We start from the raw sequence: 15,252 nt of genomic DNA, 5'->3' as shown, positions 1-15,252 counted from the left end.
GCTGCAACCGGGTCTGAAAATGCCGCAGTGAAGGTGAGTCATGCCTGGATGTCCTCTTGTTATTGTATTTTTCAGGCAAGCCGGGGTCGTGGGAGCCGTTGCGCGTCTCCCGAACGGGGCCTGCTTTATCGGTCTATCGTGTTAAAAAACTTCAGCGCACTACCAATGCACGCCGAAGGCCGTTCGCAGCTCGTCCAGTGCTGCCTGATCGAGCGGTTCGGGCTTGGGATTGCTCATCAGCCACAGCCGCGCGGTTTCCTCGAGTTCTTCCAGGGCGTAACTGGCCTTGGACACAGAACTCTCCCAGACCACCGGCCCCAGCCGTTCGAGCATCACGCCGCGAACGCTGTTGGCCAGTTGTGCGACCTGTTCGGCAACCTTCGGCGAGCCGGGACGCTGGTAGCTGATCAACGGGATATGCCCGACTTTCATCACCTGATACGGCGTCAGTGGCGGCAGGATGTCGTTCGGCTGCCAGACACCCGCCAGGGTCAACGCCACCAGATGAGTGGAATGGGTATGCACCACGCCACCGACACTCGGGTTGCGGTCGTAGACCTGGCGATGCAACGCCAATGTCTTCGACGGCTTGTCACCGGACACCCACTCGCCAGCCAGATTGACCTTGGCGATGGTCGCCGGGTCGAGGCGGCCCAGGCACACGTCAGTCGGCGTGATCAACCAGCCGTCATCCAGCCGTGCGCTGATATTGCCGGCGCTGCCGACGGTGTAACCTCGCTCATACAGGCTGCGGCCGACGTCGCAGATTTCTTCGCGCAGGGCATTTTCATTACTCATTGCGCACCTCCGGTCTGGGCCAGTTGCTTCAGCGCTTTGCTGAAGAAATCCCGACCACCGAAGTTGCCCGATTTGAGCGCCAGCGCCAGAGGCTCATCGGTGCTGCTAACGGTTGCCGGCACACCCGGATCAATCTGCGCGCCGATCTGCAGCAGTTGCACTCCCAGCGCCTGAACCACCGCGCCCGAAGTTTCACCGCCAGCGATCACGAAACGCCGTACGCCGCTCTGGCGCAGGCCCTGAGCGATCTCACCCAAGGCATTCTCCACCAAGGTACCGGCCCGTTCGACGCCGAGTTGCTGTTGCACAGCCTTCACTTCATCCGGGGTGCTGGTGGCGTAAATCAACACGGTTTGTTCATTGTTCCTGGCGAAGGCCAGGGCCTGGGCAACCACCGGTTCGCCAGCCGCCAGGGCCAACGGATCAATCCGCAACGCGGGTCGACCGGCTTCGAGCCAGGCCGCGACTTGGCCATTGGTGGCGATCGAAGCGCTGCCGGCCAACACCACTTCACCGCCAGCCACCGCCGGGAGTTTCGAGGCATCGATGTCGCGCAATTTACCGGCGCGACGGAAGTTTTCCGGCAAGCCCAGGGCCAGCCCCGAGCCGCCAGTCAGCAACGGTAGGTCGGCGCAGGCGGTGCCGAGGGTGTACAGATCCTGGTCCGACAAAGCATCGGCAATCGCCATGCCGACACCTTGAGCCCGCAGCTCGGCGATGCGCCCGCGTACCTTTTCAGCCCCTTGGGCAATGGTGTCGTAGCGCAACAGGCCGACGTTCAGTTGGGTCTGCGATTGCAGCACCCGCACCAGGTTGGCATCGGTCATCGGCGTCAGCGGGTGATGCTGCATGCCCGACTCGCTGAGCAGTTGATCCTGCACGAACAAGTGACCGCGAAAGATCGTCCGGCCATTCTCCGGGAACGCCGGGCACGCCAGGGTGAAGTCGCCGCCCAGCGCCGCCAGCAGCGCTTCGCTGACCTGGCCGATATTGCCGGCCCCGGTGGAATCGAACGTCGAGCAGTACTTGAAGAAGATCTGCTCACAGCCTTGTTCACGTAGCCAGGCCAGCGCGGCGAGGGATTGCTCGACCGCTTCGGCGACTGGAAGGGTGCGCGACTTCAGGGCGATGACGATCGCATCGGCATCAAGCCCGGCCGCCACTTCGCTGCTCGGAATGCCGATGCTTTGCACGGTGCGCATACCGCCGCGCACCAGCATGTTGGCAAGGTCCGTGGCACCGGTGAAATCGTCGGCGATGCAGCCCAGCAATGGGCGTGCAGTGGTTGTGCTCATGGTGCGTTCCTCAAACAGGCTCGGTCTTGGCAGTCGGCAGTTCAATGCCGGGGAAAATCTTGATCACTGCCGAATCATCTTCACGCCCGAAGCCTGCACTGGAAGCCTGCATGAACATCTGGTGGGCAGTGGCCGACAGCGGCAGCGGGAATTTGCTGGCCCGCGCGGTATCCAGCACCAGGCCCAGGTCCTTGACGAAAATATCCACCGCGGACAACGGCGTGTAATCGGCCTTGAGAATGTGCGGCACGCGGTTTTCGAACATCCAGGAATTACCGGCGCTGTGGGTGATCACTTCGTAAAGCGCATCGGCATCGACCCCTTCACGCAGGCCCAGCGCCATGGCTTCGGCAGAGGCCGCGATGTGTACCCCGGCGAGCAGCTGGTTGATGATCTTGACCTTGGAGCCCAGGCCATGGCTGTCACCCAGGCGATAGACCTTGCCGGCCATGCCCGCCAGTACCGCTTCGGCCTTGGCATAAGCGTCGGCCGGGCCGGAGGTCATCATGGTCATTTCACCGGCAGCCGCCTTGGCCGCGCCACCGGAAATCGGGGCATCCAGATACAGCAAGCCTTGGGCGGTCAGGCGCTGGCCCAGGTCGACGGCGTAGGTCGGGGCCACGGTCGCGCAACCGATCACCAGGCTGCCAGGGCGCAACGCAGCGACAGCGCCATCCTCGCCAAACAATACGGTTTCGGTCTGCTCGGCGTTCACCACCACGGTAATGATCACGTCGCACGTCGCGGCCATCTGCGCGGGCGAAGAGCACGCCACGCCGCCCTCCCCGGCAAACTGTTCAGTCACCTGCGCACGCACATCACAGGCATGCACATTGAAACCACTGCGCAACAGTGAGCGGGCAATGCCCAACCCCATCGCGCCCAGACCGACAACACCGACATTCTTGTTATTCATGGGGTACTCCTGAGGGAAGCAACGGCCTGTTCCACGCCGACAAAGCGCAGGCGGCGGGCCGCGATGTAGAGATGGGCACCGGAGGCATGGCCAGCGGATCGCCCAACACAATGGCAGCTACGATCGCTTGACACTGGTTGAGCAGATAATCCACCAATGAACAGATTATGTGAAGTATTTTTTTAAAATAACATTTTTTAACATCGCCTCATGAGCATCGATAGCCGCGACGCGCTTTTTTGTAGCAGCTGCCGAGCTTGCGAGGCTGCGTTCGGCGGCGCAGCCGTCGTGAATCCGGCTGACGTGGTTTGCCTGATGCACCGCGAGTTCTGGTTTTACGACTGCTGCGCAGCCGAACGCAGCCTCGCGGGCTCGACAGCTGCTACGGGTCGCGTTCACGCAAGTGAAAAAAGTCAGATTGCCATCAGGCCGCCTTGCAAAAACACCACGACCGTCTAAGTTCAAGACTATCTCTACAGGCGTAACCAAACCGTACATAAACCAGCCCCTCAGGCGAGAGAATCTATTGATCTAAAACCAACCAGACGCTGCTTTTAATTACTGACACGGAATCAGTCATAACAATAAAGAGGGATGCTTGATGAAGCGCAGCCATGGGTATCGTGCGTTCTCGCAATGGGCGCCAGCCGGTCATTTCTGGATTTCATTGCTTTGCTTCTCAGGCCTGGTGATCGCCAGCTTTCTGTTGTTCGAACAACAGATCCAGGACTTCCTGACCCATCTCAACCTGTACCTGCCCTCCACCCCCACCCAAAAACTCAACCTGGCACTGCTGCTGATCGCCCTGCTCGCGCTGGACGTGGTGCTGCCGGTGCCGTCGAGCATGGTCGCGCTGCTGGCCGTGGCCATGCTCGGCGGTGTGGGCGGCTACCTGGTGATTTTCATGGGGCTGTGCCTGGGGGCCGGGCTGGGTTATGCGCTGGGGGCCGGCTACTTTCGTCTGCTGTCCGGCCGCCTGGGCCTGCATCAACGCCAGCCGGGACAGCTGGCGTACAAGCTGGGCACGCTGTCGTTGATCTGCCTGCGCGGCGTGCCGGTATTGGCGGAAACCTCAGTGGTGGCCGCCGGTATGCAACGTTATCCGCTACGCGCATTTTTGTGGGTCACCACCCTGGCCAATGCCGGCCTGGCACTGGCCTACAGTGCCATCGGCATCTACCTCGTCGAGCAGAACGTGCTGCTGGTGACCCTCCTCGCCAGCATGGTGTTGCCCGGGCTGTTTATCGCCGGGTACAGCCTGTTCAGGAGCTTGCGCAAGCAAAACGCCGAGCAACCCCTGCACGGGCGGTTCAGGGTCAATTACGACTACCCGGTGGTGTTCACCGATCACCTGTTCGAGCCGTCCAATCCGTGTCTGCACCGCCAGCTCACCGCACGACTCACCCCACAGCACAGAGGCCCGGTGACGGTGCTGGTGTTCGCCGATGAACAACTGCTGCAAAGCGCCCCGCACCTGCTGAATCAGATCGATGCCTACTTTGCCGCGCATGCGGCGGACCTGCAGTTACAGGCCGCGCCGATTGCGGTGCCGGCCGGCGAACTGAGCAAGGATTCACAGGTGTTGCAACAGCTCTACAGCGACATGCTGCAGCATGGGCTGGACCGACATTGTTATGTATTGGCCCTGGGGGGCGGCGCGGTGCTGGATGCGGTGGGCTACGCCTGCGCCACTTTCCACCGTGGCATTCGCCTGATCCGCATCCCGAGCACCGTGCTGGCGCAGAACGATGCCGGCATCGGGGTGAAAAATGGCATCAATGCCTTCGGCCAGAAGAATCTGCTGGGCGCCTTCTACCCTGCCACCGCAGTGATCAACGACTTCCAGCTGCTGACCAGCCTGACTCGCCGCGACCAGATCGCCGGGCTGGCCGAGGCGGTAAAAGTCGCGCTGATCAAAGACCAGGCCTTCTTCCAATGGATGGAGCAACAGGCTGACGCCCTCGCCCACTTCGATCACTCGGCCAGCCGCTATGCCATTCGCCGCTGCGCCGAACTGCACCTGGCACACATCACCGGTGCCGGCGACCCCTTCGAGCGCGGTAACGGACGGCCACTGGATTACGGGCATTGGGCCGCGCACAAACTGGAAAACCTCAGCCAGCACCGACTGCGCCATGGTGAAGCCGTGGCGGTGGGCATGGCGCTGGATGGGCTCTATGCCAATGCCCTGGGGCTGTTGAGCGATGCCGACACCGGGCGGGTGCTGGACCTGCTGCTCAAGCTCGGCTTCAGCCTGAGTCCGCCGGAACTGAGCTTGAAAGATGCACAGGGACGCTCACAGGTTTTGCTTGGGCTGGAGGAATTCCGCCAGCACCTGGGCGGGCAACTCTCCATCCCCATGCTCAGCCGGATCGGCGAGTCGGTGGACCTGCATGAGATCGATGCCGCGCGGATGGAACAGGCGCTGCAAAGGCTGTCGACCCGCATCGATCCGGCGCTCACCCTCAGCGAGGGCTGCGCGCAATGAGCCAGACACCACTGAACCTGAAAACCTGGATGACCCTCGGCCGGGTATCCAACCTGCCCACCGTGTGGACCAACACCTTGGCCGCCGCCCTGCTGGCCAGCAGCGCTGGTGCCCTGGCGCCGCCGTCGTCGCTGGTGTGGATCCTGCTGTTGGCCGCGCTGTCGTTGCTGTATCTGGCCGGCATGTTATTGAACGACCTGCTGGACGCCGACTGGGACCAACAGCACCACAATCCCCGCCCTATCACGTTGGGTCTGGTCAGCCGCCAGCAAGTGGGGCTGGCTACTGCGCTGTTGCTGATACTGGCTGCGGCCTCGGTATTGGGCCTGAGCCGGTTGATCGATCAACCGCACTGGTTGCTGGGCAGCGCCACCCTGCTGGTGGGCTGCATCCTCGGCTACAACGTGCTGCACAAGAAATACGCCCACAGCGTCTGGCTGATGGGCGCCTGCCGCTCGGCCCTCTACCTGACGGCGGCGGCCAGCCTGGCGGTGCCGCCGGAGCCGATCTGGCTGTGCGCCATGTTGCTTGGCGTCTACATCAGCGGCCTGACCTACCTGGCTCGTCAGGAACACAACAACCAGTTGCTCAGCCGCCTGCCTCTACTGCTGATGTTGAGCCCGCTGGCGTTGGTGATCTATTCCGACAACGTCTGGTTCTGGCCGGTACTACTGCTCTGGCTTGGCTGGCTGGGCTGGCATTACTGGCAGCACTTGGCCAACCCGCAGCAACGGCAAGTCCGTGCCTTTATCGGCGCTGGCCTGGCGGCTCTGCCACTGTTTGATGCCCTGGTGCTGGCTGTGGCCAACCAGCCGCTGGGCAGCCTGTTATGCGTTCTAGTGTTTTTCCTGCTTCCACACTTCCAGCGCTGGATCAAACCGACATGAACATGGACGTCACTGCATCGCCATCGGCGGCTCTCGAAATGCGCCACGACTGCCTCGCCGAACAACACCAGGCTCTCACCCGACAGCTCGATGACACCGAGCGGCAGTGGTGGCGCCAGGCCCAGGAGCGGCTTGCCCAACGCCCGGACGCCAATACCGCGGCGCTGTTGAGCAGCCAGTGCAAGCGCAACTTCAAGGAACAACCACTGCCCCACAGTCCCGACTGGAGCAGTGTCCAACTGGCGCGAGCATTGTTGCTGGCTCAGGTCCTGGAGCAACAGCCCCTCGCAGGGCAACTGCCGTTGCTGCGCCAACTGTTCCTGTGGGGCGACGATCAAGAAAAAATCGCCACCCTGAAGGCCCTCGACTGGCTCGACAGCCGTGGGCTCTGTGTGGAGCTGGCACTGCAAGCCGGGCGCACCAGTAACAGCCAGGTGTTCGCCGCCCTCGCGCTCGACACCCTTTACCCATCGCGCCATTACAGCGAACGGGCCTTCCATCAACTGGTGCTGAAGGCACTGGGCATGGGGCTCGATATACGACGCCTGATCGGCCTGACGCAACGACACAGCGTCACCCTCAACCAGCTGGCCCTCGACCTGCTGGACGAACAGCTTGCCGCCGAACGAACGGTGTCCGCCGGGCTGCCCCGAGTGATTGCCTTCGACCTGCTCAGCCCGGCGCAACACCAGCGCCTGGCCGGCCTGAATCAGCAGCAACGCTTACCGCCGGAATGGCACGAGCACCTGGCCGGCACCTCACAGAACTGACACTCAACGACTCCTTTTCCTTGACGAGGATTTACCATGCTCAAGTACTTCGACCCGCATATTCATATGGTCAGCCGCACCACCGATGACTACCAGAACATGGCCGCCGCCGGCATCACCGGGGTGATCGAACCGGCCTTCTGGCAGGGTCAGGCCAGGACCAGCGTCGGCAGTTTCATCGACTATTTCGACACTCTGTTGGGCTGGGAGCGCTTTCGCGCCAGCATGTTCGGCATTCATCATTTCTGCACCATCGGCCTCAACCCCAAGGAGGCCAATGACCTGTCGGTGGCCAATGAAGTGCTGGAGATTCTGCCGCGCTACCTGGTGAAAGACGGCGTCGTGGCGGTCGGCGAAATCGGTTACGACGACATCACCCCGGAGGAAGATCGCTTCCTCGCCGCTCAGCTGGAGCTGGCCAGACAATTCAATTTGCCGGTGCTGGTGCACACCCCGCACCGCGACAAGATCGGTGGCACCAAACGCACCCTGGCAGTGATTCGCGAAGTCGGGATTGCCGAGCACCTGGTGATCATCGACCACCTCAACGAACTGACCCTGCCGCTGGTGCTGGACAGCGACTGCTGGCGCGGCCATTCGATCTACCCCAACACCAAGATGTCGGAACAGCGCATGGTCGCCCTGTTGCAGCAGTACGGCACCGAGAAAATGGTGGTCAACAGCGCCGCCGACTGGGGCATCAGCGACCCGCTCAAGGTGCCGAAAACGGGTGAAGCGATGCTGGCTGCCGGCTTCAGCGAAAGCCAGGTCGAACAGGTGCTGTTCCACAACCCCGTGGACTTTTTTGCTCAAAGCGGCCAACTGGACAAGTCCCTGGTCAGCACCCCGCTGCCCATCGACCAGCGTCGGCAGTGGCAGGACAACTCTGCCCTGCGTGGCCAGGAACCGGTGATCAAATGAGTGCCGGCACGGGTTGGGCTGCCGCGCAGGTCGGTTATTGCAGCAATGTGCACCCGACCCGTGACCTGGCGGGACTACGGTCATCCATCGAATGGCATTTCCAGGGTGTGCGCACCCTGCGCGGCCTGAACGAGCAAGACAGTGGGCTGTGGATCAGCGCCCTCGCCGCGGCCGAACTACAGCAGGCGTCAGCTCGCGCGAACTTCCTCAGCCTGCTGCAACGCAGTGGGCTGCGGCTGACTTCACTTAACGGCTTTCCCTATGGCCAATTTCATCAAGGCGCGGTGAAAGCCGACGTCTATTTGCCCAACTGGACTGATCCGAAACGGCTGGCGTACAGCCTGAATCTGGCCCGAATCCTGGCACACGCCCTGCCGTCGGATTGCCCCCAAGGCGTGATTTCCACCGTACCGCTGGGCTATGCCGCCGACTGGAACCCGCGGCGACAGCAGCGTGCCGAACACCTGCTGCGCCAACTCACGGCTTCACTGGCCAGGCTGCATCGGGAGACGGGCAAGAAAATCGTGTTCTGCCTGGAGATGGAGCCGGACTGTGTGCTGGAAAACACCGACCAGGCCATCGCCTTCTTCCACCGCTACCAAGCCAGCGATCCGCACCATGACTATCTGGCGCTGTGTTTTGATGTCTGCCACCAGGCCGTGGTTTTCGAACACTGCTATCAGTCGCTGGAAAAGCTGCGCCAGGCCCGAGTGCCTGTCGGCAAGATACAGCTGTCGAACGCGCTGATTTGTCACCTGCCCGCTGAAGACCACAACCGGCGCGAACACGTGCTCAAGACCTTGAGCGACTTCGCCGAAACCACCTACCTGCATCAAGTCAAAGCCCGAGATGCGCAGGCGCGGTTATCGGGCTGGGCCGACCTGCCCGCCGCCCTCGACGATTGCGCCAACAACCTGGGGCAATACCCCGAACTGCGGATTCATTTCCACATTCCGCTGTTCAGCGAACACTTGCTGCTGCCTGAGCTCAGCGGCAGCCAGATCGCCCTGTCGCAGACCTTCGACTTTCTGGCGGATCATGGGGATTTCCGCCCTGTGCTGGAAGTGGAAACCTACAGCTGGGGCGTGCTGCCCACGCAACTGCGGCCCGACACCGAGCACGCCCAACTGCAGGGGATCGCCGCGGAACTGCACTGGGTCGAAGAGCAACTGCGCCAACGCCAATTGCTGCAATCCCAAACGCGGGAGGCGTACGCCGATGCCCTCTGAAAATCCGCGCCAAGCGCTGCTGCTGATCAACGTGGTCGGGCTGACCCCGGCGCTGCTGGGGCCGGCGACACCACACATCAATGCCCTGCTGAAAACGGCAAAAATGGCCAGCCTGCAACCGGTGTTTCCGGCCGTCACGTCGACGGTCCAGGCCTCGATTCTCACCGGACTGTCGCCGTCGGAGCACGGCATCGTCGGCAATGGCTGGTATTTTCGCGACCAGGCCGAAGTGCGTTTCTGGCTGCAACCCAACGCACTGATCCAGGGAGAAAAGGTCTGGCAGGCGCTCAAGCGTGAGCTCCCCGGGTTCCGCTGCAGCCAGCTGTTCTGGTGGTACAACATGTATGCGGACGTGGACGCCGCCATCACCCCACGCCCGCACTACCCGGCCGATGGCCGCAAGATGTTCGGCCTGTATTCGTCACCGGCCTCGTTGCATGAGCGTATCGAGCAGCAGATCGGTGAATTTCCGTTTCCGGGTTTCTGGGGTCCGGCGGCCGGCATCGCGTCGAGCCGCTGGATCGTCGACTGCGCCATCGCCGAGTTCCAGATTGATCGACCCGATCTGCAATTGGTTTACCTGCCGCATCTCGACTACTGCCTGCAGCGACTGGGCCCCGATCATCCGTCGATTGCCGACGAGGTGCGGGCCATCGACAGTGAAGTGGGTCGCCTGCTGGCCTTTGCCCAGGAGCAAGGTGCGGCGGTGATGCTGTTGTCCGAATATGGGATCGAAGCGGTACAGCAATCCGTATCGATTAACCGGCTGTTGCGCTCGGAAGGCTTGTTGCAGGTGCGCCAGTCGCTGACCTGGGAGTTGCTCGACCCCGGCGCCAGCGCGGCCTTTGCCGTGGCCGATCATCAGATCGCGCACATCTACGTGAAACAGGCGCAAGACATTCCTCGCGTCAAAGCGCTGCTGCAGCGCCAGCCCGGCATCGAGCAGGTGCTGGATAAAGCCGAACAACGGGCCTGGCAACTGGATCATCCGCGCAGCGGCGAGCTGGTGACCGTGGCCGCGCCGGGTTACTGGTTCGATTACTACTACTGGCTCGACGATCGCAAGGCACCCGACTTTGCCCGCACCGTGGACATCCATCGCAAGCCCGGCTACGACCCGCTGGAACTGTTCATCGACCCGGCCATTCGCTTCCCGAAATTGAAAGTGGCGCGTCGCCTGCTGCAGAAAAAGCTCGGTTTTCGCTACTACATGGACCTGATTCCGCTGGACACCCGCCTGGTCCGTGGCAGCCATGGCCGCCTGCCCGTCAGCGAGAAGACCGGCCCGCTGCTCATCACCAATTGCGATCTGCCGTTGCCGCAGCGTCTTGCGGCCACGGCCGTGAAGCAACTGCTCCTGGAACACTTCCTGGGGCATTCACACACCGACCCGGCCAATGCCAAGGAGCTTCCATGCGGCGAGCCATTTCTATAACAGTTCTGAGTGCCTTGGCCGGTTTGGCTCAGGCTCAGAGCACAAACACCTTTGACTGCAGCAACTTTCTGCAATTTGGAGGAGACGTCGACAAGACCCGGGCCGCGTTTGCGCAGAGCCCCGAGACCATGGCCTGGAACTGGTTCGTCTGCCTGAACCAGCCCGCTGCCGCGGGGAGCCCCAACCGCGAGTGGGAATCCATGAAGCCTTCCGATCAGGTCTACCTGCCCAACGGCGCCAAGCCCGCCCCCTATGGCACGGCCGTGCCGCCGCCGAACGCGGTGCTTACACAGGCCAAGGCGCTAGGAATGGATATGTCCCGAACCTTCCATAACCTCAATGCCACCCAACAGGTCGATGGCTTGATTCTGCAGATGGGCGGCGCAGTGCCCTCAACAGAAAAAGGCAACCCTGTACGCTTTCAGCTGCTGATGGGCCAGGGCACGTTCGATTACATCGTGCAGAAGCAGGTCTACAACATGAACGGCCAGGCCGCCCTGACCAGCAATCTGGAGTTTCCGCCCATTGCCTGGGAGCTGAAATCCTCCTGGCTGTGGATCGGCTCCGACGCGACCTACAAACAGAAACTGGAGAAAGACGGTTACTACATCGCCCAGGCCTATTACCTGAAAAACGGTCAATACAAGGTCGGCTATGCAGCATTAAGCGGCTTGCACGTCGTCAACAAGCTGAACGCCAACTGGGTCTGGACCACCTTCGAAAACATCAACAACAGCAAGTACACCGTGACCAATGCCGTACCGGCCACCCCGATGACCAACACCACAGGGCCGACACCGGCTGCCCAATCGGTCAATACCAGCTTTCAGGCCGCTAATCCCTCCCTGTCGAAGTACGAACTGATCGGGGTGGAATTCCAGCCCATCACTCAGGTGCTGGCCAACTCCCAGCTGGAATCGGCCTTCCAGAACACCTCATCCTGCCTGGCCTGCCACGGCACCGCCGCCTACTCGAACCAAAAGGGTTACTTCAATTTCGCCCTGAAAGAACAGGGCGGCATTGTCTACCCCACCACCCCGCTGCCGAACTCGGCTTTCGCCGGTTACAACAAACTGGATTTTGTCTGGTCGTTGAAACACGCCCAGTGGCAACGCTAAGGAGCATGACATGAGCGTATTGAATTTCCCCCGTATCTACCTCAACGGCCACATGTTCTGGAACCCGCCAACAGCCAACAACAACGATGTGTTTCCACTCTATGACGCGGTCAACATGGATATTAACTGGCCGTTTGTGAACTTCTACGACATCACGCGCCAGAACGCCCCCAACAAGCTGATGCCCTGGGTCATCAGTCCCGTGAACAACGTCCCGGACTATGTGTCGATGGTGCCGACCAATGGCAGTCCGACCCCCTACATTCCCGCAGAATGGGATCTGTTTGGCGACAATGCCTGCGGCACGGTGAGCTACGACGATATCCGCTCCGTGGTCATCGGCGGCGAGCTGCAGGCCAACAACTACATCGCCCAGGATGCGCTGGTCGGCAAGAACTACCAATTGCTCGGTAACCCCTTTGGCAGCGCCAGTCCCACTGCCGCGCGCTTCGTGGACATCAGCCCGTGGCAGAACACCTTCACCGCGTTGTATTTCGACAAGCTGATGTTGGGGGATGATAAATGCGGCCTGACCCTCAATCGGCAATACCGGATGCTGGATCGATTCCTGAACTTCAATTGGGGGGCCCTCGGTGGTCTGAAGTATGTCACCACCACCTGGCAGACCTGCTTTCCTCAGGAAAACCTGGAATGGGTTATCGGCAACTCCGCGCTGCTGAGTCAGCTTCAACAGCAGATGAAGCAACAAGGAGCTCGTGGCTTGATGTTCAGGTTTTCCACCTACCTGACCTACTATGACAAGAACGGCATTTTCAACGATTTCCCGCCGATCAATACCCACTCCACGACAGCCGCGGACATGGCCAAAGTGCAAGCGATGTATCAGAAGGGCCTGGACAACGTTTCCGATATATTCTTCAACCCCGCCTACAGCCGCACCGCAGCGACCTTGGGTCTCTGGTTTGCCGACGAATACCCCACCGCACCAGCCGGCCGGCGCCTGGTATCTGCCAATCCGGTACCTGTTTTCAAAACAAACCAGCCTGTCGATGCCACAAGCATCACACTGGGTGTGATGTCGGCCCAGATTACCGGCAACACCCTGTCGCTGGATCTGGGCAACACTTTTCCGTTCTATCCAGTGGACTCCAACGCCCCGATCCCGACGGCCGAAAAATTCCATGCCGGCAACTATCTACTGGGCGTACGCAAGGATGGACAGTTCAACCCGGTGATCAACTTCGGTTTCGAGCAGTATCGACAAGCTGCCTTCGACAAACGTTCCGGCCTTCTGGACTTCACGCTCAACGACGCAGACAAGGCGACCCTGCAGGCCGGCCCTCTGGAGCTGCAGCTACAGGGCACACAAACGCCCCAGATCGCTTCCACTCAGCAGATGTGGACCGCCGAAGTGATAGAAAGCGGCAGTTTCATCGACGTGGGTGATCACAAGACGCTGCAAATCATGGTGCAAAAGGATGGCAAGCCAGCGGCCAATACCGTGCTGTGGGTGGCGGAGTATGGCAACCCCTTCTCGGTGACCACCAGCAACTACTATCTGGCATTCAGTAATCCGGCCGACTTCACACTGTTCTACGACCATCCGGCAGACCGTACATTGAACAAGCCCAATCTGCCGCAATTCAACGACATGCTCGCGATATCAAGCCACCTGGCTACCGGTAGCGGCCGTGGACTCATCGCCCTACAGGCCGTGGATACGTCGAATGCCGGGCCTTCGGGAATACCGGTAAATTATCAGCAGTTCCTGCATGACTTGGGCAAACCAGTCGCGGTCAATTTGCGCCCTTGCCTGACATTCGACTCAGCCATCTCCCGAACCGGGACGCTGCGCGATGCTCAGAACAGCATCGTCAATTACTCTGTTGCAAAGATCACCACCAACGCCAGCGGCATTGCCCAACTGGGCGTGAGTGCTCGAGCCCCGGGTTTTCCCACTCTGCGGTTCTTCGTGCAGGAAGATCACAACAACCCGGCCGTCCCCTTCAGTTTCAACTACACCCAGGCCTACACAGACTTCCTCGCCCCGATGCGCGTCCTGCCACTGGATCCTCAGTTGCAACAGGACTTCATCACCTACTGGAACTCCATCTGCACGCGTCAGAACGCCGCGACGCTGTTGTGGGAGAACTTCATCTACCCACGCATCTTGCAGACCTTCTATTACCTGTACCCGATCATGAACAAGTTCATGCCGCTCAACTCCCAGGCACGAGTTGAAGGCGCCATCGACCAACTGATTGTGCTGATCAGCAAGGAGTACCAGGAGGAAAGCACACTCGCCATGCCCATCACCCGCGACATGTCACAAAGCCGACGCGCCGTACTGGAGCTGTGGGCGCAGTCCCTGGTGAAACGCAATTACCCGCCCATCCCGCTCAGCATGAGCGACTACGAACAAGGCTAAAACTACAACGCTCAAGCAGGACCACCGGGTGACGAACCTGTCACCCGGCACTTCACAGGAGTGTCATATGAAAGCCAGCATTTTGAACCGGCTGTTGCTGCTGACCCTGCTGCTCATCCCGGCTCTATTCGCCCAGGCGGACAGCGGTGCGGTGTACTTCACCATGGGGGTGCACAATACCGAGGGATGCAATGAACAGAACGGCAATTGCATCGCCAAACGAGCACCGGGCGAGCCTTCCGATCCGTTTTTTCCGGCCTACTGGATCAGCGACTGGACCATGTACCGGGTGATGCACAACTACGAGAAAAACCCGCCGCCCTACAGCAATCCACCCACCACCCTGACCCCGGCGGACTACACCGTCTCTCGCGGCACCAGTTACTACGACACCGCCTACATCCCGCCGGATGGCGACGGCTTCGGCGCGATGATGGAACACTACGAGAAATACTGCCTGCCGATCTTCCCGATCAAGAACAACAACTACACCTGCTCCTTCGTGTCGCTGGGCAACAAGGCCTACTTCCTGACCTATCCCCAGGACCGTCCCAAGGACATGCCGGCCTGCTGCATGTTCTCGCCGATGAACCACCCACCACGGCAGGATTTCATCAAGCACCTGCCCTACAGTGCCGCGCGCAGCCAGAACCTCAATGGCAGCGTGCAAGCCTATGCCCTGGATGTCGACTCGCCACAAGGCCCGATCCTGTTCGGCTACGCCTTCTACAAGAACGTCACGGGACAACCGCCCTACCGGCATCCGCAATCGTTCTATTTCTCCGGTGATGCCAGCGTCGCCAACGCCCCCATCGTCAGCCAGAACTACACCAACTTCCGCATCGCCAAACCGGACCCGGCCCAGACCTGGGCGCAAGTGGCCGCCATGTGCCCGGCGAATCCGCCGCCCTGCCAATTGTTCGAGCCACCGGCGTCACAGAGCAACGGCCAAAAGGCGCAGTGGAACAAGCTCATGCAACGCAAACCCTGAATAACGACGAAGGAT

The 15,252-nt window shown here is 60.8% G+C and carries 13 protein-coding genes; 9 read left to right on the top strand and 4 right to left on the bottom strand.

Annotation, left to right across the window (positions count from 1 at the left end):
• Positions 1–159 precede the first annotated feature (159 nt).
• The 4 genes from LOY36_RS12840 to LOY36_RS12825 form a co-directional block, all read right to left on the bottom strand.
• A complete protein-coding gene (locus LOY36_RS12840; protein ID WP_258673886.1) occupies positions 160–798 on the bottom strand; it encodes an aldolase in 639 nt (212 codons plus the stop codon).
• Positions 795–2,093 carry a 3-oxo-tetronate kinase gene (gene otnK, locus LOY36_RS12835; RefSeq protein ID WP_258673883.1) on the bottom strand — a complete coding sequence of 433 codons (1,299 nt, stop codon included), beginning with the start codon at positions 2,091–2,093 and terminating at the stop codon, positions 795–797. Before otnK ends, LOY36_RS12840 begins: the two co-directional genes overlap by 4 nt.
• Positions 2,094–2,103: 10 nt before the next feature.
• On the bottom strand, positions 2,104–3,009 hold the full coding sequence (gene ltnD / locus LOY36_RS12830; protein ID WP_258673882.1) for an L-threonate dehydrogenase: 906 nt from the start codon (positions 3,007–3,009) through the stop codon (positions 2,104–2,106).
• A gap of 165 nt (positions 3,010–3,174) precedes the next feature.
• On the bottom strand, positions 3,175–3,507 hold the full coding sequence (locus LOY36_RS12825; RefSeq protein ID WP_258673881.1) for a hypothetical protein: 333 nt from the start codon (positions 3,505–3,507) through the stop codon (positions 3,175–3,177).
• A 103-nt stretch (positions 3,508–3,610) separates the two neighbouring features.
• Here LOY36_RS12825 and LOY36_RS12820 point away from each other — a divergent pair, with 103 nt between their 5' ends.
• The 9 genes from LOY36_RS12820 to LOY36_RS12780 all read left to right on the top strand — a co-directional run bounded on the left by LOY36_RS12820 (position 3,611) and on the right by LOY36_RS12780 (position 15,237).
• Positions 3,611–5,497 (top strand): 3-dehydroquinate synthase, encoded by a 1,887-nt coding sequence (locus tag LOY36_RS12820; protein WP_258673880.1) that lies wholly within the window; start codon positions 3,611–3,613, stop codon positions 5,495–5,497.
• Positions 5,494–6,384, top strand: a complete 891-nt coding sequence (locus LOY36_RS12815; protein WP_258673879.1) for a UbiA family prenyltransferase — start codon at positions 5,494–5,496, stop codon at positions 6,382–6,384. Before LOY36_RS12820 ends, LOY36_RS12815 begins: the two co-directional genes overlap by 4 nt.
• Positions 6,381–7,154, top strand: coding sequence for an EboA domain-containing protein (locus tag LOY36_RS12810; RefSeq protein WP_258673878.1), 774 nt, complete (start codon positions 6,381–6,383; stop codon positions 7,152–7,154). Before LOY36_RS12815 ends, LOY36_RS12810 begins: the two co-directional genes overlap by 4 nt.
• Before the next feature lie 36 nt (positions 7,155–7,190).
• Positions 7,191–8,075, top strand: a complete 885-nt coding sequence (locus LOY36_RS12805) for a TatD family hydrolase (protein WP_105344349.1) — start codon at positions 7,191–7,193, stop codon at positions 8,073–8,075.
• Entirely contained in the window at positions 8,072–9,304 is a 1,233-nt protein-coding gene (gene eboE, locus LOY36_RS12800) for a metabolite traffic protein EboE (protein WP_258673877.1), read from the top strand. The genes LOY36_RS12805 and eboE overlap by 4 nt, the downstream gene beginning before the upstream one ends.
• Positions 9,294–10,739, top strand: coding sequence for an alkaline phosphatase family protein (locus tag LOY36_RS12795; RefSeq protein WP_258673876.1), 1,446 nt, complete (start codon positions 9,294–9,296; stop codon positions 10,737–10,739). The genes eboE and LOY36_RS12795 overlap by 11 nt, the downstream gene beginning before the upstream one ends.
• Positions 10,718–11,857 (top strand): hypothetical protein, encoded by a 1,140-nt coding sequence (locus tag LOY36_RS12790; RefSeq protein ID WP_019651677.1) that lies wholly within the window; start codon positions 10,718–10,720, stop codon positions 11,855–11,857. The genes LOY36_RS12795 and LOY36_RS12790 overlap by 22 nt, the downstream gene beginning before the upstream one ends.
• 10 nt (positions 11,858–11,867) lie before the next feature.
• Entirely contained in the window at positions 11,868–14,246 is a 2,379-nt protein-coding gene (locus LOY36_RS12785) for a hypothetical protein (protein WP_258613985.1), read from the top strand.
• Between the two features lie 67 nt (positions 14,247–14,313).
• Positions 14,314–15,237, top strand: coding sequence for a hypothetical protein (locus tag LOY36_RS12780; protein ID WP_258673874.1), 924 nt, complete (start codon positions 14,314–14,316; stop codon positions 15,235–15,237).
• Positions 15,238–15,252: the final 15 nt, after the last annotated feature.

Source organism: Pseudomonas sp. B21-019, assembly GCF_024749225.1.
In the GTDB taxonomy this organism is placed as follows: Bacteria; Pseudomonadota; Gammaproteobacteria; order Pseudomonadales; family Pseudomonadaceae; genus Aquipseudomonas.
Note: the sequence above shows the minus strand (reverse complement) of the source record. Positions and strands in the feature narration are given on the sequence as shown.